Annotated in this window: 21 protein-coding genes; 10 read left to right on the top strand and 11 right to left on the bottom strand. The window is 62.9% G+C overall.

The window, feature by feature from the left end:
* Window positions 1-31 precede the first annotated feature (31 nt).
* Window positions 32-1,363, bottom strand: a complete 1,332-nt coding sequence (locus SM766_RS07470) for a DEAD/DEAH box helicase (RefSeq protein ID WP_368947388.1) — start codon at window positions 1,361-1,363, stop codon at window positions 32-34.
* Window positions 1,364-1,727: 364 nt separating this feature from the next.
* Between SM766_RS07470 and SM766_RS07465 the strand changes: the two genes are divergently transcribed.
* From SM766_RS07465 to eno, 3 genes are all read left to right on the top strand, one after another.
* A complete protein-coding gene (locus SM766_RS07465; protein ID WP_065273259.1) occupies window positions 1,728-2,141 on the top strand; it encodes a Fur family transcriptional regulator in 414 nt (137 codons plus the stop codon).
* Window positions 2,142-2,291: 150 nt separating this feature from the next.
* On the top strand, window positions 2,292-3,173 hold the full coding sequence (locus SM766_RS07460) for a DMT family transporter (RefSeq protein WP_368947387.1): 882 nt from the start codon (window positions 2,292-2,294) through the stop codon (window positions 3,171-3,173).
* Between the two features lie 160 nt (window positions 3,174-3,333).
* Window positions 3,334-4,608, top strand: coding sequence for a phosphopyruvate hydratase (gene eno, locus SM766_RS07455; RefSeq protein WP_065273261.1), 1,275 nt, complete (start codon window positions 3,334-3,336; stop codon window positions 4,606-4,608).
* A 71-nt stretch (window positions 4,609-4,679) separates the two neighbouring features.
* Here the strand turns inward: eno and SM766_RS07450 are convergent, their stop codons facing one another.
* The 5 genes from SM766_RS07450 to mazG all read right to left on the bottom strand — a co-directional run bounded on the left by SM766_RS07450 (window position 4,680) and on the right by mazG (window position 7,845).
* On the bottom strand, window positions 4,680-4,928 hold the full coding sequence (locus tag SM766_RS07450; protein WP_368947386.1) for a DUF2798 domain-containing protein: 249 nt from the start codon (window positions 4,926-4,928) through the stop codon (window positions 4,680-4,682).
* Window positions 4,929-5,179: 251 nt separating this feature from the next.
* Window positions 5,180-5,455 (bottom strand): YMGG-like glycine zipper-containing protein, encoded by a 276-nt coding sequence (locus SM766_RS07445; RefSeq protein WP_368947385.1) that lies wholly within the window; start codon window positions 5,453-5,455, stop codon window positions 5,180-5,182.
* 139 nt (window positions 5,456-5,594) lie between these two features.
* Window positions 5,595-6,050 carry a GNAT family N-acetyltransferase gene (locus SM766_RS07440; RefSeq protein ID WP_368947384.1) on the bottom strand — a complete coding sequence of 152 codons (456 nt, stop codon included), beginning with the start codon at window positions 6,048-6,050 and terminating at the stop codon, window positions 5,595-5,597.
* A complete protein-coding gene (locus tag SM766_RS07435) occupies window positions 6,047-6,988 on the bottom strand; it encodes a nucleoside hydrolase (protein ID WP_368947383.1) in 942 nt (313 codons plus the stop codon). The genes SM766_RS07440 and SM766_RS07435 overlap by 4 nt, the downstream gene beginning before the upstream one ends.
* Window positions 6,989-7,020: 32 nt before the next feature.
* Window positions 7,021-7,845 (bottom strand): nucleoside triphosphate pyrophosphohydrolase, encoded by an 825-nt coding sequence (gene mazG, locus SM766_RS07430; protein WP_065273266.1) that lies wholly within the window; start codon window positions 7,843-7,845, stop codon window positions 7,021-7,023.
* A 62-nt stretch (window positions 7,846-7,907) separates the two neighbouring features.
* Between mazG and SM766_RS07425 the strand changes: the two genes are divergently transcribed.
* The 4 genes from SM766_RS07425 (at window position 7,908) to SM766_RS07410 (ending at window position 11,623) form a co-directional block, all read left to right on the top strand.
* Complete coding sequence (locus SM766_RS07425; RefSeq protein WP_368947382.1) at window positions 7,908-9,083, top strand: M20 aminoacylase family protein; 1,176 nt, start codon at window positions 7,908-7,910, stop codon at window positions 9,081-9,083.
* Between the two features lie 108 nt (window positions 9,084-9,191).
* A complete protein-coding gene (gene speB / locus SM766_RS07420) occupies window positions 9,192-10,163 on the top strand; it encodes an agmatinase (RefSeq protein WP_368947381.1) in 972 nt (323 codons plus the stop codon).
* Between the two features lie 7 nt (window positions 10,164-10,170).
* The gene (speB, locus tag SM766_RS07415; protein WP_274828932.1) at window positions 10,171-11,118 is read left to right on the top strand and encodes an agmatinase; all 948 of its coding nucleotides are present in this window, start codon (window positions 10,171-10,173) and stop codon (window positions 11,116-11,118) included.
* A gap of 67 nt (window positions 11,119-11,185) precedes the next feature.
* Entirely contained in the window at window positions 11,186-11,623 is a 438-nt protein-coding gene (locus tag SM766_RS07410) for a DUF1499 domain-containing protein (protein ID WP_065273270.1), read from the top strand.
* Between the two features lie 151 nt (window positions 11,624-11,774).
* Here the strand turns inward: SM766_RS07410 and SM766_RS07405 are convergent, their stop codons facing one another.
* Window positions 11,775-12,077, bottom strand: coding sequence for a hypothetical protein (locus SM766_RS07405; protein WP_274836817.1), 303 nt, complete (start codon window positions 12,075-12,077; stop codon window positions 11,775-11,777).
* 87 nt (window positions 12,078-12,164) lie between these two features.
* Here SM766_RS07405 and prfA point away from each other — a divergent pair, with 87 nt between their 5' ends.
* The 3 genes from prfA (at window position 12,165) to SM766_RS07390 (ending at window position 14,978) form a co-directional block, all read left to right on the top strand.
* Entirely contained in the window at window positions 12,165-13,220 is a 1,056-nt protein-coding gene (prfA, locus tag SM766_RS07400; RefSeq protein ID WP_368947380.1) for a peptide chain release factor 1, read from the top strand.
* The gene (gene prmC, locus SM766_RS07395) at window positions 13,183-14,070 is read left to right on the top strand and encodes a peptide chain release factor N(5)-glutamine methyltransferase (protein WP_368947379.1); all 888 of its coding nucleotides are present in this window, start codon (window positions 13,183-13,185) and stop codon (window positions 14,068-14,070) included. The genes prfA and prmC overlap by 38 nt, the downstream gene beginning before the upstream one ends.
* A gap of 221 nt (window positions 14,071-14,291) precedes the next feature.
* On the top strand, window positions 14,292-14,978 hold the full coding sequence (locus SM766_RS07390; RefSeq protein ID WP_274828494.1) for a DUF4167 domain-containing protein: 687 nt from the start codon (window positions 14,292-14,294) through the stop codon (window positions 14,976-14,978).
* A 177-nt stretch (window positions 14,979-15,155) separates the two neighbouring features.
* On the opposite strand, the gene rsmA is transcribed toward SM766_RS07390, so the two are convergent.
* The 4 genes from rsmA to SM766_RS07370 all read right to left on the bottom strand — a co-directional run bounded on the left by rsmA (window position 15,156) and on the right by SM766_RS07370 (window position 20,461).
* A complete protein-coding gene (gene rsmA, locus SM766_RS07385; RefSeq protein ID WP_274828493.1) occupies window positions 15,156-16,001 on the bottom strand; it encodes a 16S rRNA (adenine(1518)-N(6)/adenine(1519)-N(6))-dimethyltransferase RsmA in 846 nt (281 codons plus the stop codon).
* A 70-nt stretch (window positions 16,002-16,071) separates the two neighbouring features.
* The gene (gene pdxA / locus SM766_RS07380; RefSeq protein ID WP_368947378.1) at window positions 16,072-17,049 is read right to left on the bottom strand and encodes a 4-hydroxythreonine-4-phosphate dehydrogenase PdxA; all 978 of its coding nucleotides are present in this window, start codon (window positions 17,047-17,049) and stop codon (window positions 16,072-16,074) included.
* Window positions 17,046-18,314 (bottom strand): peptidylprolyl isomerase, encoded by a 1,269-nt coding sequence (locus tag SM766_RS07375; protein ID WP_368947377.1) that lies wholly within the window; start codon window positions 18,312-18,314, stop codon window positions 17,046-17,048. Before SM766_RS07375 ends, pdxA begins: the two co-directional genes overlap by 4 nt.
* The gene (locus tag SM766_RS07370) at window positions 18,299-20,461 is read right to left on the bottom strand and encodes an LPS-assembly protein LptD (protein WP_368947376.1); all 2,163 of its coding nucleotides are present in this window, start codon (window positions 20,459-20,461) and stop codon (window positions 18,299-18,301) included. Before SM766_RS07370 ends, SM766_RS07375 begins: the two co-directional genes overlap by 16 nt.

Raw genomic sequence — 20,461 nt, 5'->3', positions numbered from 1 at the left:
CCGATTCTTCTGATCTGTTAGCAGCTTTGGCTTAGCTGGAGCGACGGCGCTGGCCGCCTTGTCCGTTGCCCTGGCCGCTGCCACCTTGACCGCCGCTTTGACCCTGGCCACCGCGGCCTCCGCCGCCGCCACGACGCCGACGGTTGCCACCGGGGCGTCCGCCGCCGCCGGGTTTGCCGCCGCCACCCGGGCCGCCACGACGTCCCTTGGGCGCTGCCGGATCGGGCAGCACTTCCCACGGGCGGCCCGAGGCCACTGGGATGGTGATCTTCATGGTCTTCTGGATCGCTTTCAGCTCATCCATCTCGTCCGGTGCGCAGAATGCGACGGCCTGACCGTCCTTGCCCGCGCGTGCGGTGCGGCCGATGCGGTGCACATAGGCATCCGGCACATTCGGCAGTTCGTAGTTGTAGACGTATTTCACGTCTGGGATATCCAGACCCCGCGCTGCCACATCGGTGGCCACCAGCACCTTGATCTCACCGGACTTGAAGGCGGCAAGGGCACGTTCGCGCTGGCCCTGGCTTTTGTTGCCGTGGATCGCCGCAGCGGCAAAACCCGCCTTGTCCAGCACCCGCATCAGCTTTTCCATGCCGTGTTTGGTGCGGCCAAAGACCAGCGTGCGCTCGTCCTTGTGCTCGGTCAGCAACTCTTTCAGCAGGCTCAGTTTTTCTGCCTTGGCGATGAAATGCACCGATTGGGTGACCTTGGCCGCCGGTTTGCCCGGAGGGGTCACTTCGATGCGCACCGGGCGCTGCAGGTAGGAATTGGCGATCTCGTTCATCTGTTTCGGCATGGTGGCAGAGAACAGCATGGTCTGGCGCTCTTCCGGCAGAAGGGCCGAGATCTTGCGCAGGGCGTGTATGAAGCCGAGGTCCAGCATCTGGTCGGCCTCGTCCAGCACCAGGAAGTCGCAGGAGCCAAGATCCAGCGCGTTACGGTCCAGAATGTCCAGCAGGCGGCCGGGGGTGGCCACCAGAATGTCGGTGCCGCGGGCAATACGCTGGATCTGCGGGTTGATCGAAACACCGCCGACCACCAGGCCGATCTTCATCGGGGAGCCTTCGGTCAGCCCTTTGAGGGTCGCGGCGATCTGGTTGGCCAGTTCACGGGTCGGCGCCAGAACCAGACCGCGCACGGTCTTGGCCGCTGGTTTGCGGCCGTAGTCCTGCATGCGGGTGATCAGCGGAATGCCAAAGGCGGCGGTCTTGCCGGTACCGGTCTGGGCCAAACCCAGTACGTCCTCGCCGTTCAGGGCATGGGGAATGGCGCGCGCCTGAATCGGGGTCGGATCCTTCATACCCATGTCATCAAGGCGGGCGAGAAGCTGCTGCGGCAGCCCCATAGTCGAAAATTCAGTCACTTGTCGTCCTTTCGCGGCCTTTGCATCATGCAAAAGACCGGTGCCGCAGCTCCGGGACCGCGTCCCGGATTGCGGAGATGGGTGGGGCAGGGACCTCGGGCGGGGGCTGGCCGGATGCCAGGCCGCTGGCCTCTGCAAACGCCCCACGCGTGATTTTGGGAACACGGGCATATCACTAAGACGCCGGGAAATGCCTGCACCTCAGGTGCAACCGGGCCGTCTCTGCTCACGCGGCAGGGATGGATGCCTGACGCCCAGATGGAGGCCCCGGCCCGGAATGTCAATGGGCACGACAAGTGATTTGACGGTTTGCGCCCCGAGCTTGGTTCGTTACACAGGGAGCCCAGAAACGGAGAGGACTGCGATGGCAGAATCGATTATCGCCCGCTGCGAGGCCAAGGGCCTGCGTATGACCGGCCAGCGCCGTGTGATTGCGCGCGCCCTGCAGGACAGCGATGATCATCCGGATGTGGAGGAACTCTACGCCCGGGCCAGCGCGCTGGATGCCGGGATTTCGCTGGCCACGGTGTATCGCACGGTAAAGCTGTTCGAAGAGGCCGGTATTCTGGACCGGCTGGAATTTGGCGACGGCCGCGCCCGTTACGAGGACGCAGACCGTGAGCATCACGACCACCTGATCGACATCAACACTGGCGAAGTAATCGAATTCTGCGACCCCGAGATCGAGGCGCTGCAGGAAAAGATCGCGGCCAAGCTTGGATACCAGCTGAAGGGGCACAAGCTGGAACTCTACGGCGTGCCGACAAAAAAGAGCTGACAAGCTACATTCATCACGATGCGTGATGATTAACATCACAACATGTTGCGTCATCCTGTCGCGAAACCGCTTGCCGGTGGCGGCAATGCTGGGCATGCCCGGATTTGCAGGGCGCCTATCGCGGGGGCCGGGCACAGGAAGGGCGCGCGCATGAACAACATTAACGGTATTCTTCTGGTCATCGGAGCGATGGCAGCCTTCACCCTGGAGGATATGTTCATCAAGACCCTCTCCGAGGGGCTTCCGGTGGGGCAGATCCTGATCCTTCTGGGGCTCGGCAGCGGCAGCGTCTTTGCAGTTCTGGCGAAATTGCAGGGGCACCGGATCTTTGCCCCGCGCGCCTGGCGCCGGATGCCGGTGCTGCGCGCCCTGACCGAGGCGCTGGCTGCGGTCAGCTTTGCCACATCGCTGGCGCTGGTGGATATTTCCGTTGTGGCCGCCGTGTTTCAGGCAACGCCGCTTGTCATCACCATGGGCGCGGCGCTGTTTCTGGGTGAGCAGGTCGGCTGGCGCCGCTGGAGCGCGATTCTGGTCGGGTTCGCCGGGGTGCTGATGATCATCCGGCCGGGGCTCAGCGGATTTGAGCCTGCAGCCCTGCTGGTGCTGGTTTCGGTTGGGGCGGTTGCCGCGCGGGATCTGCTGACCCGGGTGATGGACAGTGCGGTGCCTTCCACCGTGGTCAGCTTTCAGGCCTTTGCAGCCGTCATTCCGGCTGCGGCGCTGCTCTTGGTGCTGACGCCCGGAGAGGCGCGGGCGCTGGAAGGGGGCGAAACGCTGATGTTGCTGGGCGGCGTTCTGTTCGGTGTGTTGGGTTACTACGGTATCGTTTCGGCGATGCGGGTCGGAGATGCCTCGGCTGTGACGCCCTTCCGCTATACGCGGCTTGTCTTTTCGCTGCTGGCGGGCGTCATCATGTTCAACGAACGCCCCGATGCCATGACCCTGGCCGGGGCCGGGCTGATCATCGCCTCTGGCCTTTATACCTTCCTGCGCGAACGTCGACTGGCCCGCGCCGTTCCGGCGGCGGCCTGATCAGGCACATCGCCGCAGCTGCAAAACTGTTGGCGCAAACAGCGAATTGTTAGCCCTAACCGGTGAAATAAAGGCGCGTTAGCGATAACGGAGACGGTTTACAATCTGCCCTCGGCTGCTATGACGCTGGCAACCAATTGCCACAGTCAGGAACCGACCGATGAGCACCATTATCGACATTCACGCCCGCGAAATCCTTGACAGCCGGGGCAACCCGACCGTCGAGGTTGATGTGATCCTCGAAGACGGCACCATGGGCCGCGCCGCTGTCCCCTCGGGCGCGTCGACCGGCGCCCATGAAGCGGTGGAAAAGCGCGACGGCGACAAGAGCCGTTACATGGGCAAGGGCGTTCTGGAGGCCGTGGCCGCCGTCAACGGTGAGATCGCCGAGGAGCTGGTCGGCTTTGACGCGACCGAGCAGGTTGCCATCGACAGCGCGATGATCGAACTGGACGGCACCGCCAACAAGGGCCGTCTGGGCGCCAATGCCATTCTGGGCGTATCGCTGGCCGTGGCCAAGGCGGCAGCCGATTTCACCACCCAGCCGCTGTTCCGCTATGTGGGCGGCACCTCGGCGCGGGTTCTGCCGGTGCCGATGATGAATATCATCAACGGCGGCGAACATGCCGACAACCCGATCGACATTCAGGAATTCATGATCATGCCGGTGGCCGCGGAGAATATCCGTGACGCCGTGCGCATGGGCGCCGAAGTGTTCCACACCCTGAAGAAAGAGCTGACCGCAGCGGGCCTCAGCACGGGGATCGGAGACGAGGGCGGCTTTGCCCCCAATATCGCATCGACTCGTGAAGCGCTGGATTTTGTTCTGAAGTCCATCGAGAAGGCAGGCTACCGCCCGGGTGAGGACATCTATCTGGCGCTCGATTGTGCTGCGACCGAATACTACAAGGATGGCAAATACGTCCTTTCGGGCGAAGGCAAGACCCTGTCGAGCGATGAAAACGTCGCTTACCTGTCGGCGCTGGTGAACGATTACCCGATCATCTCGATCGAAGACGGCATGGGCGAAGATGACTGGGACGGCTGGAAAGCCCTGACCGACGCCATCGGCGACAAGGTTCAGCTGGTGGGTGACGATCTGTTTGTGACCAACCCGGCGCGTCTGGCCGAAGGCATCCAGCGCGGCTCGGCCAACTCGATGCTGGTGAAGGTGAACCAGATCGGCTCGCTCACCGAAACCCTGCGGGCCGTCGACATGGCGCACCGCGCGGGCTTTACCAACGTGATGTCGCACCGTTCGGGCGAGACTGAGGATGCCACCATTGCTGATCTCGCGGTTGCTACCAACTGCGGCCAGATCAAGACCGGCTCGCTGGCGCGTTCCGACCGGCTTGCGAAATACAACCAGCTGATCCGCATCGAAGAAGTGCTGGGCGAAGTGGCCGAATACGCGGGCCGTTCGATCCTGAAGTAAGGATCAGGCGACAGATCTGATGAAAGGCCCCGTCGGTATTGGCGGGGCCTTTTGCGTGTCCTGCGGGCGGTTCACCCGGCGCTGCGTGACAGCGTCAGGAGGCGGATCAGGCGGCTGGCCGGGAAAAAGGCGAGTGGGCCGACGCCCAGCGACAGGACAAAGGCGATGGGCATCGCGATCACGAACCGTCCTAGCCAGAGGCCAACCCATCCGGGCGCAAAGCCTGTGGGAAAGGCGGTGAAGATACCGGTCATCAGAAAGGCCATCATCAGCGCGATGAAGAACTGGGCGAGGATGACTGTCGTTTTGGGGGGAGGCATGAACGCACTCCGTTTTCTATCTGTGTAAACGGGATGCGACGGGTCATTTCACGATATACCGCAGCACCCCGGTGACGGGGACTGCTGCGGGTTCAGGCAGGGATGTCCAGCCTGACTAACTCTTGCAGGCGCCGCTTTAGGGCGGCGTCCCGCAAGGGCCGGGATAACCGGACCGGCCCTGCGTTTTTCAGCGTAAGCCTCGCTAGCACCCGGTCAGGGCACCGGTCAAGGCGCGCGGTGTCAGATTGCGATCAGGGGCAGGGCGCTTCGTAATAGGTGCCGTCGCCGCGGGCATAGGCGCAGGTGTTTGTGGCCTGGTTCTGGGCCACCACGGTGCCAGCTGCCGCACCGGCAAGGGCAGCGATGATGCGCCAGTTCTTGTTGGCATCCAGCGCCTCGGCGGCGATCAGACCGGCAGCGGCGCCGCCGGTGACACCAACGACGGTGCGTTGTTCGGTGGTCAGGTTCTCGCAACCGGCCAGGGCCAGAACTGCAGCTGCGGTGAGTGCGGTGAGCTTTGCTTTCATCGGACATCTCCTGTCAGTGGTCTGAGGGGGAGTATTGCGCCGATTTCAGCGCCCCGATCTGTTCTGGATCAACTTTTGGGAAAAATCCGAAGGACACGCCCAAAGTGGCGAAAACCTGCCTGATGCGCTGTTTAGGGCCTCAGGGGATGAGTCTCTTGCTCATCAGCATCTCGCCTTCGCGCGGCTGAAAACGGGCGCGGGCGTAAAGGCGCTGTGCCTGCTCATTGGCCTGATCTACGGTGAGATGCAGCGCCGTGATCCCGGCTTCGGCCAGGGTCTTGGGCAATTCTGTCAGCACTTCGGTGGCAATGCCGCGGCCGCGTACGGCGGGGCGGATGTAGATCTCATCCACCATGCCGTCCATGCCGCCAAAGGCGACCGACCAACTGAAGGTGACCACGATATAGCCAATGGGCGCACGGGTGGGGCCGATGATATAGACTGCGCCATAAGGCATGCCCTCCAGCAGCGGCGCGATTGCCGCTTCGCGCTGCTCGGCGCTGCTGTCGAGGCCGATCTCCTCGTGGCAGGCCGCAACCAAAGGCAGCAACTTGCCCAGATGCTCGGGCTTGGCGAGATGCAGCGCGGCGCTCATAGCCGGGCCAGACGGTCGGTGATCAGGGCGAAAAAGCCGTCCGCGTCCACATCCCCCATGAACATGGCATTGGGCGCGTGGTCGGTGACGCCCCACCAGTCGGCGACGGTCATGCCAAGGGTCAGCTCCGATCCGGTTTCGACCTGAACGTTCACGTGACGACCTGAAAAGAGATCCGGTTGCAGCAGATGTGCGATGACGCAGGGATCGTGCAGCGGTCCGCCTTCAGAGCCGTATTTGGCCACATCAAACCGTTCAAAGAAATCCAGCATATCGGCGGTGAAATGACCGGCGCGAGTATCCAAAGCGCGGATCGCAGCGACCCGGGGCCGGGTTGCAAGCGCCTTGTGGGTGACATCCAGCGGCATTACAACCAGCGGCACACCGGAGGTAAAGACGGTCTCGGCCGCCTCGGGATCGACGTAGATGTTGAATTCGGCGGCGGGGGTGACATTGCCTACTTCGAAATAGGCGCCGCCCATCAGCACGATTTCCTGCACCCGGTCGATGATGTCGGGTGCCTTTTTGAAGGCCGTGGCGATATTGGTCAGCGGACCCAGCGGGCAGAGGGTGACCGAGCCGGGCGCGTGGCGACGCAGGTTGTGAATGATGAAATCCACTGCGTGGCCGTCGGTCAGCGGCAGTTGGGGCTCCCACAGCTCGGGGCCATCAAGACCGGTCTTGCCGTGCACATGTTCCGCCGTCACCAGCGGCCGGGCCAGCGGCGCATCGCAGCCTGCCAGCACCGGCACATCGCTGCGCCCGGCGACTTCGCAGATCATGCGGGCGTTCTTCTGCGTGAGCGCCAGTGGCACGTTGCCGGCCACACAGGTGATGCCCAGCACCTCCAGCTCGTCCGGGCTGGCCAGCGCCAGCAGCAGGGCAACGGCATCGTCCTGGCCGGGATCCGTGTCGATGATGATCTTGCGTGCGGTCATGAAAGGTCTTTCTGTATCTCTTTTGGTCACGATCAGGTGGCTTTGGCGCGCTGGGCTTCCTTTTCGGCATCCCACAGGGCGTCCATCTCTTCAAGCGTGCTGTCCTCGGGGCGTTTGCCCAGATCGGCCAGACGCGCTTCGACGCCTTCGAACCGGCGGATGAATTTTGCGTTGGCGCGGCGCAGGGCGGCCTCGGGCTCCACCCCCAGATGGCGGCCGAGATTGGCCATCACGAACATCAGATCGCCGAATTCCTCTTCCACCGCGTCCTGTGTCAGCTCGTCCCGCGCCTCCACCAGTTCGGCGGCCTCTTCCTGGATCTTGTCGATCACGTGGCTGGCATCGGGCCAGTCGAAACCCACCCGGGCGGCGCGTTTTTGCAGCTTATGCGCCCGCAGCAGTGCGGGTAGACCGACGGCGACGCCATCCAGCGTGCCCTGTTGTGCCTTGCCCGCGCGTTCTGCGGCCTTGATCGCCTCCCAGTCGCGGGTCTGCTGCTCGGGGGATTTATCACGCGATTCGTCACCAAAGACATGCGGATGGCGGCTGACCATCTTGTTGGACATGGTGGTGACCACGTCCTGAAAGGTGAAATGCCCGGCTTCCTCGGCCATCTGGGCGTGAAAGACCGATTGGAACAGCAGATCGCCCAGCTCTCCCTTCAGCTCATCCCAGGCTTCGCGCTCGATCGCATCGGCGACCTCATAGGCCTCTTCGATGGTATAGGGCGCGATGGTGGCGAAATCCTGCGCCACATCCCAGGGGCAGCCCGTTTTGGGATTCCGCAGGGCGCGCATGATTTCCAAAAGTCGTTCGATTCCGGCGGTTTCGTCGTGGATGAGCTCTGTATCGGCCATTGCAGCTGCCTATTGATCGGTGTCAGATGCATCATCCCGAGTCTGACCAAGGAGTCCACCCCATGCCGGTCGTCAACCGCATCGCCGATTTTGCCACTGATATGACCGCATGGCGGCGCCATCTGCACCAGATCCCGGAGCTGGCGCTGGATCTGCCCAAGACCGCCGCATTCGTGGCCGAGCGCCTGCGGGAATTCGGTGTGGATGAGCTGCACGAGGGCATCGCTCAGACCGGCATGGTGGCGATCATCAACGGTCAGGGGCATGACGCGCCGGATGCGCCGACTATTGGCCTGCGTGCCGATATGGATGCACTGCCCATCCCCGAGGAAACCGGCGTCGAATATGTCTCGGGCCACGCGGGCAACATGCACGCCTGCGGCCATGACGGACACACCACCATGCTGCTGGGCGCAGCGAAATACCTCGCCGAGACGCGTAATTTCAGTGGCCGCGTCGCGCTGATCTTCCAACCCGCCGAAGAGGCCATCGGCGGTGCCCGTATCATGGTAGAAGAAGGCGTGATGGAGCAATTCAACATCGGCGAGGTCTACGCGCTGCACAATCTGCCGGGGCTGGCCGAGGGCAGTTTCCTGACCACGCCGGGGCCGATCATGGCGGCGGTGGATACCTTCCATGTGCGTATTCAGGGGGTTGGCGGGCACGGTGCCATGCCGCACGAGACCCGCGATCCGGTGATGGCGGCCTGCGGCATCGCCCAGGCGATACAGACCATCGTCAGCCGCAACCACTATGCGTTGCAGGATCTTGTTGTTTCGGTCACACAGATCCATACCGGCACCGTCGACAACGTCATTCCCGACACGGCCTATATCAACGGCACCGTCCGTACCTTTGATCCCGAAGTGCAGGACATGGTGATGCGCCGCATGGAGGAGATCGTGGCGGGGCAGGCGGTCTCTTACGGCGTCGAAGCGACGCTGGATTACGAGGTCGGCTACCCCGCGACCATCAACGATGCGGATAAGGCGGATTTTGCTGTCGGCGTCGCGCGCGAAATCGTCGGCGAGGACCGGGTTGTCCCCGATGCCACCCGCGACATGGGGGCCGAGGATTTCTCTTACATGCTGAACGCGCGCCCCGGCGCCTATCTGTATATCGGCCAAGGCGATACCGCCGGGCTGCACCACCCCAAGTATGACTTTAATGATGCCATCGCACCCGTCGGGGCGTCCTTTTTCGTCCGTCTGGTGGAGCGCGCACAACCCGCAGCGTGACTGGCTTGCAAGGGCGGGTATTCATACCACCCTCCGCAGGTGACAACATAGTTTCAGTCGGGTATTCCCGGCTGAAACGGGGTTAACAACTTGTAACGGGGCAGGCCGATGGCATTGGAAGACGCAAAGACCCAGGTGGATCAGGCTTTCACCCGCGAAGACCTGAAGGGGCTCAGCTATGAGAACACCTTTGGTGGGGCTCCGTCCTTTGCGCGCCGCCGCTACACCAAGGATCTAAGCGCCGCGGATATCGCCATCACCGGTGTACCCTTTGATCAGGCGGTGACCAACCGCCCCGGCACCCGGCTGGGCCCGCGCGCGATCCGCGAGGCGAGCCTCTTGCAAAGCCCCGATGCCCCCTATGGCTGGGGCTTTGATCCCCTCAGCGAGCTGGCGATTGCGGATTACGGCGATCTGGCCTTTGACTATGCCAACGTCCCGGCCTTTCCCGGCACCCTGCAGGCCCATATCAAGGGCATTCTCGACAGCGACACCGCTTCGGTCACGCTGGGCGGCGATCACTACATCAGCTTTCCCATCCTGAAAGCCTATGCCGAGAAATACGGTCCGATCTCGCTGTTGCAGTTTGATGCCCATACCGACACCTGGGCCGATGATGATTTCTCGCGCGTGGATCACGGCACCATGTTCTATAAGGCGGTGAAATCGGGGATCGTGGACCCTGCGACCTCGGTTCAGGTGGGCATCCGCACCACCAACGAGGACACGCTGGGCGTCAATATCATCGACGCCCCCACCGTGCATGAGATCGGCCCGGCTGAGACTGCCCGCCGCATCAAGGACATCCTCGGCGACCGGCCCACCTATCTGACCTTTGACATCGACGGGCTGGACCCGGCTTATGCACCCGGTACCGGCACTCCGGTCTGGGGCGGGCTGACCTCGGCGCAGGTGGCGCGGATCCTGCGTGATATCGCCGGGATCAACATCAAAGGCGGCGATGTGGTGGAGGTTTCGCCTCCGTTCGATACTACCGGCGCGACGGCGATTGCGGGGGCTCATGTGGCGATGGAAATCATCTGCCTTCTGGGCTGGAATATGACAAAGAAGAATGGCTGAGCAGAGAATGGCAGAGTTCAATCAACCCATCAGTGGCAACGATCTGGCGCGGTTCTCCGGGCCCAATACCTTTATGCGGCTGCCGCAAGCGACCTCGCTGACCGGGCTGGACGTGGCGGTGCTGGGTATTCCGATGGACATCGGCACCTCCTGGCGCTCGGGCACCCGGTTTGGCCCGAAACAGATCCGCTCCGAAAGCGCGATGCTGCGGCCCTATAACATGGCCACCGGCGCGGCGCCCTTTGACAGCCTGAACATCGCCGATATCGGCGATCTGGCGATCAATACCTTTTCGCTGAAGGATTCGCTGCGCATCATTCAGGACAGCTATGCGGCGATCCTGTCGGGCTCGGCCATTCCGGTGGCCATGGGCGGCGATCATTCGATCACCCTGCCGATCCTGCGCGCCATCGCCGCGAAATATGGCCCCGTGGCGCTTGTTCATGTGGATGCCCACGCCGACGTCAACGACGAGATGTTCGGCGAAAAGGAAACCCATGGCACCGTCTTCCGCCGCGCCTATGAAGAAGGGCTGGTCGTTCCCGACAAGACCTATCAGATCGGCATTCGCGGCACTGGCTATTCGGCACAGGATTTTGCCGAGGCGCAGTCCTGGGGATTCCAGCATTTTCCGGCGCAGGAGCTGTGGGGGCGGCAGCTGCACAACATGGGTGCGGAAATTCGTCGCGATATCGGCAATAGGCCGGTCTACGTGACCTATGATATTGATAGTCTTGATCCGGCCTATGCGCCGGGCACCGGCACGCCTGAAATCGGCGGGCTGACGACACCGCAGGCGCTGGAGCTGATCCGATCCCTGAAGGGGCTCAATATCGTGGGCTGCGATCTGGTCGAGGTGTCGCCGCCCTATGATGCATCGGGCAACACGGCGCTGACGGCGGCGAACCTGCTGTACGAATTGATGTGCGTGCTGCCGGGCGTGAAGACGAAATAGGCAACCTCAGCCGCGGCGCAGGGCACCGCGGTCTGCGGTGACAGCAGACGGGGCGGGGGGAGACCAGATGGGACGTGTTATGCTGCTTGGGTGGATCGTTCTTGCTGCTGTCGTTGTGGTGCTTGGCTTCATCCGGCTGGCGCCCTCTGATCCCCTGGACTGGAACACCCAGCCGGAATTGTCCGAGGACAAGGAATTTCGCGGTGGTATCTTCCGGGTGGTGAACACAGGCCCGGACGGGCTGCGCCGGTTCGACCGTATCGCCGGGCAGGCGCCGCGCACGCAATTGCTCGCTGGCTCGGTCGAGGACCAGATGGTGACCTATGTGACCCGGACCAAGCTGTTCGGATTTCCCGATTACACCACGGCCCGGCAGGATGGGGAGTTGCTGAAGGTCTACGCTCGGCTGCGCTTTGGCCGCTCCGATCTGGGCAGCAACAAGGCCCGGATCGACAACTGGTTGTCGCAGATGGAGATGGCGGGCGACACTGCTGCGGTGGACTAGGAAACCCGCCGCTTTTTCAACCGGCAGCGATGCTCAACAAGGAGGGGGAGGCGCTCCCGCCCGTCGCAGGCGCATTGCGGAATGCGTCGCTCCCGTTGGGCCGGGCGCCGCACCAAGGTGCGGCGTGCGCGCGGTTTGGCTGGTCTTGCGCCTAAAGCCTTGGCAGCGGGTGCGCTGTTTCGGTTTGCGGCAACTGCGCGCCGTTCAGCGCGGCCGAAGGGCAGGCCGACTGGACCTCGCGCCACATGGGTACGTTCAGGGACATCTGGCATTGCGCCATGAAGCTGCGTCCATCGACCGAGAGGCAGCGAAACTCGCCAAGCTCGACTCGGCTGCCGGATTTGTCGGTGCAATAGCAATCGAGCACCTTGCCGCCCGGACCGGTGACATCCGCCTGCAGGGGCAGGGCGGTGCCGATCAGCGCTGTTGCGATAAGGAGACTGGTATAATGCATGCCCCTAGCATATCACAGGGCGCGGCCCGCGCCAAAGCGCCCCGGCGGCCCATGGCCCGTATGACAAGAACAAAATAGGCGTTCCCGATGGTACCCGAAGATCGGCTGGAGCAGATCCTGCAACGGTTTCAATACCTTGAAGCGGCGATGGCAGATGGTGCCAGCGGCGGCGATATTGCGACCCTGGCCAAGGAATATTCCGATCTGAAGCCGGTGGTTGAGCAGGTGCAGGCCTATCGCAAGCTGGTGGCGGATCTGGCCGAGGCCGAAGTCATGCTGGCCGATCCCGATATGAAGGAACTGGCCGAAGAGGAAATCCCGGCGCTGAAGGCGGCGCTGCCCGAAGCGGAACATCAGCTGCAGCTGTCGCTGCTGCCCAAGGACAAGGCTGACGCGCGGCCCGCGATCCTGGAAATCCGCCCCGGCACCGGCGGCGACGAGGCGGCGCTTTTTGCGGGGGATCTGCTCCGCATGTATCAGCGCTATGCCGAGGCGCGCGGCTGGAAGTTCGAGATCCTGGAAGAACAGGCCACCGAACTAGGGGGCATCAAGGAAGTCGTGGCCCATATTAAGGGTGAGAATGTCTTTGCCCGGCTGAAGTATGAATCCGGCGTGCACCGGGTGCAGCGGGTTCCCGTCACCGAATCCGGAGGTCGTATTCACACTTCGGCGGCCACCGTCGCGGTCCTGCCCGAAGCCGAGGACGTCGACATCAAAATTGATGCGAACGATCTGCGTATCGACACCATGCGGTCCTCTGGCGCGGGGGGGCAGCACGTCAACACCACGGATTCTGCGGTGCGGATCACCCACTTGCCGACCGGCACGGTTGTCACCAGCTCGGAAAAATCCCAGCACCGCAACCGCGAGATTGCCATGCAGGTGCTGCGCACGCGGCTTTATGATCTGGAGCGTCAGCGCATCGACAGCGAGCGTTCGGAAAGCCGCGCCAGCCAGGTCGGCTCGGGCGATCGCTCGGAGCGGATCAGGACCTATAATTTCCCGCAGGGGCGGATGTCGGATCACCGGATCAACCTGACGCTCTATAAGCTGGATCAGATCATGCAGGGCGATCTGGATGAGATCATCGACGCGCTGACGGCCGATGATCAGGCGCGTCTTCTGGCCGAACTGGGGCAGTGACGTGACGCATTCGGGAAATACCGCAGCGCAGGCCATGGCTGCCGCAGCATCGCGGCTGCGGGCGGCCGGGGTGCCTGATCCTGCACGCGATGCACGGGTTCTTTTGGCGCATGCCGCGCGAATCGAAGCGAGTCGTGTTACACTGATAGCACCGGAAGAGCTGTCTTCTGAGATCGCCGACCGGTATGAGCAACTTGTGGCCCTGCGCGCCGTGCGCGTTCCTGTGTCGCATCTAATCGGCGAGCGGGAGTTCTACGGTCGCCGTTTCAAGGTCTCGGGCGAGGTTCTGGACCCGCGCCCGGAAACCGAAACCCTGATCGAAGCCGCGCTGTCGCGCCCCTTCAAGCGGGTGCTGGATCTGGGCACCGGGTCGGGCTGCATTCTGGTGACGCTGCTCGCCGAACAGCCGGATGCCTCTGGGCTGGGCGTCGATCTCAGCGAGGCCGCCTGCCTGCAGGCCAGCGCCAACGCGGTGCTGCACCGGGTGGCGGAGCGCGCCGATATCCGCCAGTCGGATTGGTTGCAAAACGTGAGCGGGACATTCGATCTGATCGTTTCCAACCCGCCCTATATCGCCCGGTCTGAAATGGAGGCGTTGGACCCCGAGGTTCTGGACCATGAACCGCAGATGGCCCTGACCGATGGCGGCGATGGTCTGGGCGCCTATCGCAGTATTCTGGCCGGTGTCATGCAGCATCTTGTGCCAGGGGGGCGGCTGCTTGTCGAAATCGGCCCAAGTCAGGGCGCGGATGTCGCGGATCTGTTCCACTCGGCAGGGCTGGAGGCGGTGCAGGTTCTTCCCGATCTTGATGGACGGGACCGGGTTGTTTGCGGGAATGCGCCTGCCTAGGCCGGATCGAATGGGAAAATTCGCACTTTAGAAAGAAAAAAGGTCGAAAAAGAAGCTGTGCCTCTTGTGTGGGGGCGCTTAAAGTGGTTACTCAAACTGTCGCACAAAGGTGAGGGCGTTTTTCCTCCCGGCGACACCAAGCCCAAAAATGTCGATGACCCGGCGCTGAGGCGCGCTCGATTGGGTCTACGACGCTTACAATCAAGGCTGACGTTAGGCATATGAGATCGTCAAAATCACGTTCGCGTTCCAAGTCGAACCGAAATCGCCCTGCAAATGGCGCCAATGTTGTCAATCGTGTCTTTGACAGCTCTGGTCCCGAGGGCAAGGTGCGCGGAACTCCGCAGCAGATCATAGACAAGTACAACCAGCTGGCTCGCGATGCGCAGCTGAGCAATGACCGCGTTGCGGCTGAAAACTTTCAGCAGCATGCCGAGCATTACCTGCGCCTTCTGAACGAAGCGCAGCGGGAAATCGACGCGCGCCGTGAAGAGCAGGAGCGGCAGAACCGCGAACGCCAGGCCGAACGTGATCGCGAACGCGCCGAGCGGATGGAGCGTCAGGAACGCGAAGCGGCTCAGGCCAAACCCGCAGCTGATCCCGCCGATGCGCCGCAGCCCGAAGTGATCGACCCGCGCGAAGCTGGCGGTCAGGATCAGGACAGCGGTCTGGTTGAGACACCGGAAAGCGCGAGTTCCGAGGCTGCGCCGAAGAAATCTGCGCCGCGCAAACCCCGCGCGCCGCGCAAGCCCGCTGCCAAGAAGGCGCCCGAAGGGGCACAAGGCGAGGTCGCAGAACCGGCCGCAGCGGAAGGCAAAGAGGATGAGGCCAAGAAACCGGCCAAGAAGCCCACGCGCAGCCGCTCCAAGCCCAAACCGTCAGAAGACACTCCGGAAGCAGCTGAGTAAGGGCTGCAATGGGATTGGGGCAGATGTGTCCCGTTCCTGCGTCCACCCTGTGGTTCAGGTCTTTTGCGAACGAAATAGAGAACCCCGGTCGCCGATGGCGGGCCGGGGTTTTTCTTTTGCTCTGGGCTACAGGTTTGGAGCACCGTCAAATGAGTGCGTTGCCGCAGGGGCGGCGTCTTACCCGACTGGCTTCAGGCTGCGGGCCAGCGCGCAGAAGGCTTCCAGGCTGACCTGCTCGGCGCGTTCTGTTGGGGGGATGCCTGCTGCCTCCAGGTGCGCTTCGATATCCGGGGACACCCCTTTAAGGCTTGCACGCAGCATTTTTCGGCGCTGGTTGAAGGCCGCAGCCACAACACGCGACAGGGTCGCCGCATCCGCCGGGTAGCGCGGTTCGGGTAGCGCCTCCAGATGTACCACGGCGCTGCTCACCTTCGGCGGCGGGGTAAAGGCGCCTGGCGGCAGCGACAGTACGATCTGCGCCTTGGCACGCCATTGCGCCAGAATGGCGAGCCGCCCATAGGCCTTGGAGCCGGGCTGCGCCACGATGCGTTCGGCCACCTCGCGTTGGAACATCAACGTCAGGCTTTGCCAGAACGGCGGCCAGTCTTTTGGCGTAAGCCAGCGCACCAGCAATTCGGTACCGACGTTGTAGGGCAGGTTGGCTACCACCCGCACCGGCGGTGTCAGGTATTGCAGCGGGTCAATTTCAAGCGCGTCGCCATTGATCACCTGCAAACGGTCCGGATAGGCGTCTGCGATCTCCTCCAGCACCGGCAGGCAGCGGCTGTCCTTTTCCACCGCCAGCACCCGGCGCGCGCCCTCGGCCAGAAGCCCACGGGTCAGGCCACCAGGGCCAGGCCCGATCTCAAGCACATCACAACCAGTAAGGTCGCCGGCCTGGCGGGCGATCTTTGCTGTCAGGTTGAGATCCAGCAGAAAGTTCTGGCCCAGCGATTTGCGGGCGGACAGCTGATGCGTCGCGATGACCTCGCGCAGGGGGGGGAGGGTGTCGATCTGGCTCATCCCCTTCCTATGCGGCGAAATACCGGGTCAAGGCAAGGGGCAGCAGGCGCAAAGGCTGGCGGGAGCAGGCTCAGCCAGAGGTTGCCAAGGCCATGCGCTGCGCCATTTTCAGAGCTTCGATCATGCTCGACGGGTTCGCCCGACCGGTTCCGGCGATGTCAAAAGCGGTGCCATGATCCGGGGAGGTGCGGATGAACGGCAGGCCAAGGGTGACGTTGACGCCCCGGTCGAAATCCAGCGTCTTGATCGGGATCAGCGCCTGATCGTGATACATGCAGACCGCCGCATCATAGCGGGCGCGGGCGGCAGCATGAAACATGGTATCCGCCGGATGCGGCCCAGTCAGGGTCATATCCGGCGATTGCAGCTCGGCGATTAGCGGCGCGATCCACTCCAGCTCCTCGCGGCCCATGGCGCCGCCTTCACCTGCATGCGGGTTGAGCCCGGCAACAGCGATGCGCGGCTTGGAAATGCCGAACTGACGCCGCAGGCCCTCGGCGGTGATGGCGATGGTTTCGCGCAGCAGATCCGGCGTCAGGGCGCGGGGGACCTCAGAGAGGGCAATATGGATGGTTGTCGGCACCACCCTCAGCTGGTCGCTCGCCAGCATCATCACCACCCTGTCGCGCCCTGCCAAATGGGCCAGGAATTCGGTGTGGCCGGGATAGGCAAAGCTCGCGCCGTCGATCAGCGCCTTCTTGTGAATGGGGGCGGTGCAGATGGCCGAGGCCTCGCCTGCACGCACCAGCGATACGGCGGTTTCGATTGCGGCGATCACACCGGATGCATTGCGTGGGTCCGGTGTTCCGGTATTGGCGTCCCCGGCAAAAGGCACCTTCAGCACCGGCAGCGCCTGCGGGCAGATAGCTGCGGCATCCTGCGGCTGCGCAACCTCCTGATAAGGCGTGCCTGCAGGAAGGTGGCGCGGATCACCGAGCCACAGCATGGGGGAGCTGGTCCGCAGCTCAGCCCAGGCCTTTGCTGCGATTTCAGGGCCGATACCGGCCGGTTCGCCGCAGCTGATCGCGACGGGGCGCGTATGGGTCATTTTTCTTTGATCTGGGCGTCGGCGCGCAGCTGTTCCAGATAGCTTTCGGACAGGGAATCAACCCGCTGCGCGGTCAGGGCATTGGCGACGGTTTCGCGGCTTTCACCTTCGCCGAGTTCGGCCGTACGACCACACAGGCGCAGCAGAACCAATGTATTTCCGTTGTTGCGCGTCACTGCGGTCGAGGTTTCGCCGGGATCGAGTTTCGCAAGCTCGATCGCGATGTCGCGGTCAATCTCTGCCGGGGACAGGCTGACACGATCCAGAACCGAAGGATCCTGACCCTTTGCCACCCCATAAAGATCGTCGCAGGTATCTGTCTGGGAGATGATGCTTTGCGCCTTGGCCAATGTCTCGGCACTGCGCCCTCCGGGCAGGTAATAGGCAGCGTAATCGATCGCGGCATAGCGTTGCGCACGTCCTGTGACCTCGCGCAGATCGCGCATCTGGAACAGGGCAACCGCGCCTTGCAGCGGCAGCGGATCGGTCACCTCGCCGGGGCTGAGGGCCAGCACGACCTCTTGCAGCTGAGGCGGCAGTTTGGTGATCGGCATCCAGTTCAGCTGGCCACCACGTTCGCGGCTTTGGGCAGCGGAATACTGGCTGGCGGCGGCGGAAAAGGAATCATAGCTGCGCAATTGCGAGACCTGACGCGCCAGATCCTCGACCTGTGCGGCGTTTTGTTCGTTGATCGGCAGGATCAGCTCGGACAGAAGAACCTGAACGCTGCCGGAGCCAGCCTGACCCATGGCGCGGTCGATCTCTGCCTCGGTCGGGCGGGCGCGTGACAGGAAGCGGGCACCGACCAGATCACGCCAGCCCAGCCCGACGCGGGAGAAATCGCGCACGGTTTCCGGATCGACGCCGCTTTCCTGCAGCGCCGACAGGAATTCGTTCAGCGACAGGTTGGCGCGCCCGGCCAGTTCAGTCATGCCTGCGGTGATCTCTTCTTCGCTGGGCTCAATGCCAGCCTCAGCCATGGCCGCCAGTTTCAGGCGGTCATTGATCAGCTCCTTGCGGGCCGCCTTCATCAGGTCGCCCGGAACCCGCAGCACCCCCATGAAACGGGCGCGCTGTTCGAGTTCGTAATATGTAATGACCGAGTCATCGACCGTGATGGCAGGCGAGAACAACCCCTGCGCGGCGCCAGGCACCGGCGTCAGAAGAACGGCGCAGAGCGTCAGGGCCGTGGCCGACTTGGCCGCAAACCGCAGGCCGCGATGGATCAGGGAGGCCGGAGTCCGGAGGGTCAGGTATTGCTGCATGATCGCCTGTACTTTTTGTTGCCGCTGTTCACGGAGAACCCGTTCAACGCGATGGTAAACCCAAAATCGGTCGAAGGCTCAACACTTGTTGTCGATGTATAACGCCGGTTGAGCGAAACGTCGACGGTAACGCATTCATTGCTGTAGGCAAGGCCGATACCTGCCCGCGTGGCCTGTGCATCAGAGATGTCATAGCGCAGGTTGGCGCTGGCGCGCCAGGCCGGTGAAATCTCGTAGGAGCCATCGAACCACATTTCCGAGGTCTCTTCGCTGCGCCCTTCGGCCGGGTCGGTGCCAAGCCACAGGTAGGTGCCTGACAACGACCCCTTTTCGTGGCGCCAATCGCCGCGGAATTCCGCCTTGGAAAAGTTCAGCGACCCGTTCAGTAGGCCGCGCGTGGTTAGCGACAGATCCTGGCTCAGCTTCAGCTGCCCTGCCATCAGGATATCTGACGTGGTGCCGCCGAGGCCCGAGCTTTTGGTGAAGCGGGGTTCGGCATCCTGCCGGAAGATTTGTCCGACGGTGGCAAAGGCTTGCCATCCATTGACCGCGTAATGCGCCCAGTTGACCCCGTAGACTAGGGTCAGCCCGTCTTCGCGGGCATCGACAGCGGGGAAGCGCGACAGGGCCAGAAGATTACCCTGATCGAATTCGACAAAGCCGCTTTCGTCGCCGGGCACCGCATCGCCGGTGACATCGCTCCAGCCCAGCTGGACGATGGGCTCCAGATAGCTGCGGTTGCCGGTGGCGCTGACCTTGCTCATCGGCAGGCGCAGGGTCAGGGCGCTGCGCGGCGTCAGCCGGGTTGCGGTGTTGTCAAACTTGGCGTCGTTGTAGATCGAAAACGCATCTGTCGCAGCGCCGGCCTGCCACTCGGCCACCAAGCCGCTCGCGAAATGCCATTGACGGCGCCAGTCGATATCGGCGGTCACACGGGCAATGTCCCGGCCCAGCGGCAAGGCGCCGGTACTGGTCTGATCCGACTGTCGACGGTGGCCATGGGCCTCCAGCGTCAGGCGCATTTCGCCACCGATAGTCTGCGGGAAATAGCGGCGCTGGAAGGTGAGATCGGCGACGGCCGAGGGGATGAACTCCTGCTGTTCGCTGTCGCGCAGGGTCTTGTAGTGATAAAGACCGGCCCTGAACATCATGTCGCGTTGCGCCTTGGTCAGCGTCAGATCCGAGCGGAGCCGGTCAAGATCGTCGAGGCCGTAGTCGGCAAGATAGGCGTCGTCCGAGACGGTTTTTACATCGAACCCCAGGCGGACATCATGGGGCAGATCGAAACTGCCGGTCCCGAAGAAATAGCCGCGACTGTCGCCGGGTTGCAGGTCATCGCGGGTATGGGCGCCCTCGAATGTAATCGTGCCGGTACGGAAAGCCTGCCTGTAGCGTGCCTCCAGCGTGCGGGTCTTGCGCGAGACATAGGGCGACAGCGTCAGGTCCCGGTGATCACCAAGCCGGAAGAAATACGGCACTTTGACCCCGGAGCCGAGGTTCGAGGTTGTGCGCAAAGAGGGGATCAGGAAACCGGTGGCTCGCTTCAGCGTCGGATCGGGCAGGCGGATTCCTGGGAAATAGAACACCGGCACATCCAGAACCCGCAGCTGGGCGTTCTCGAAGTAAAGTTGGCGTTCGAGCTGGTCATGGGTCACGCGTTCAGCCCGGATCTGCCAGAGCGGCGGGCTTCCGTCCTCGCAGACGTGACACGAAGTGACGGCGGTCTTGTACAGCTGCGTATAGCGCCCGCTGACTCGCGTCATTTGCAGCGAGGCCAGCTGCAATTGCTGTTGGAACACCATGCGCGCACTGCTCAGAAGACCATTCCGCAGGTCCCGGTCCATTTCGGCGGCATTGGCAAGAATGACGATCTCGCCGCCCTGATCAATCCGGATCGGCCCCTCGATTTCCAGAGTGCCGCTGCTTTGGTCATAGGTGATCTTTTGTGCCTTGAGGCGGACGTCACCCTGAAAGGCCTCGACATGGCCGCTGGCAACCAGCGTCCGGTCCGGGGCGATGAATACCCGGTCTGCAACCAGCATTGCAGGCTGTCGCGGCGCGTCAGCGGCATTGGCGTCCTGCGCTTGCACGGGGACGGTCAGGCCCAGCCACGGCAGCAGCACGGAAAGCAAAAGGGTGCGGCGCAT

The organism is Pseudophaeobacter sp. A-200-2, from assembly GCF_041008815.1.
GTDB classification, from domain to species: Bacteria; Pseudomonadota; Alphaproteobacteria; order Rhodobacterales; family Rhodobacteraceae; genus Phycobacter; species Phycobacter gallaeciensis_A.
The sequence above is the reverse complement of the archived record's forward strand: the minus strand, read 5'-3'. Positions and strand labels throughout refer to the sequence as shown.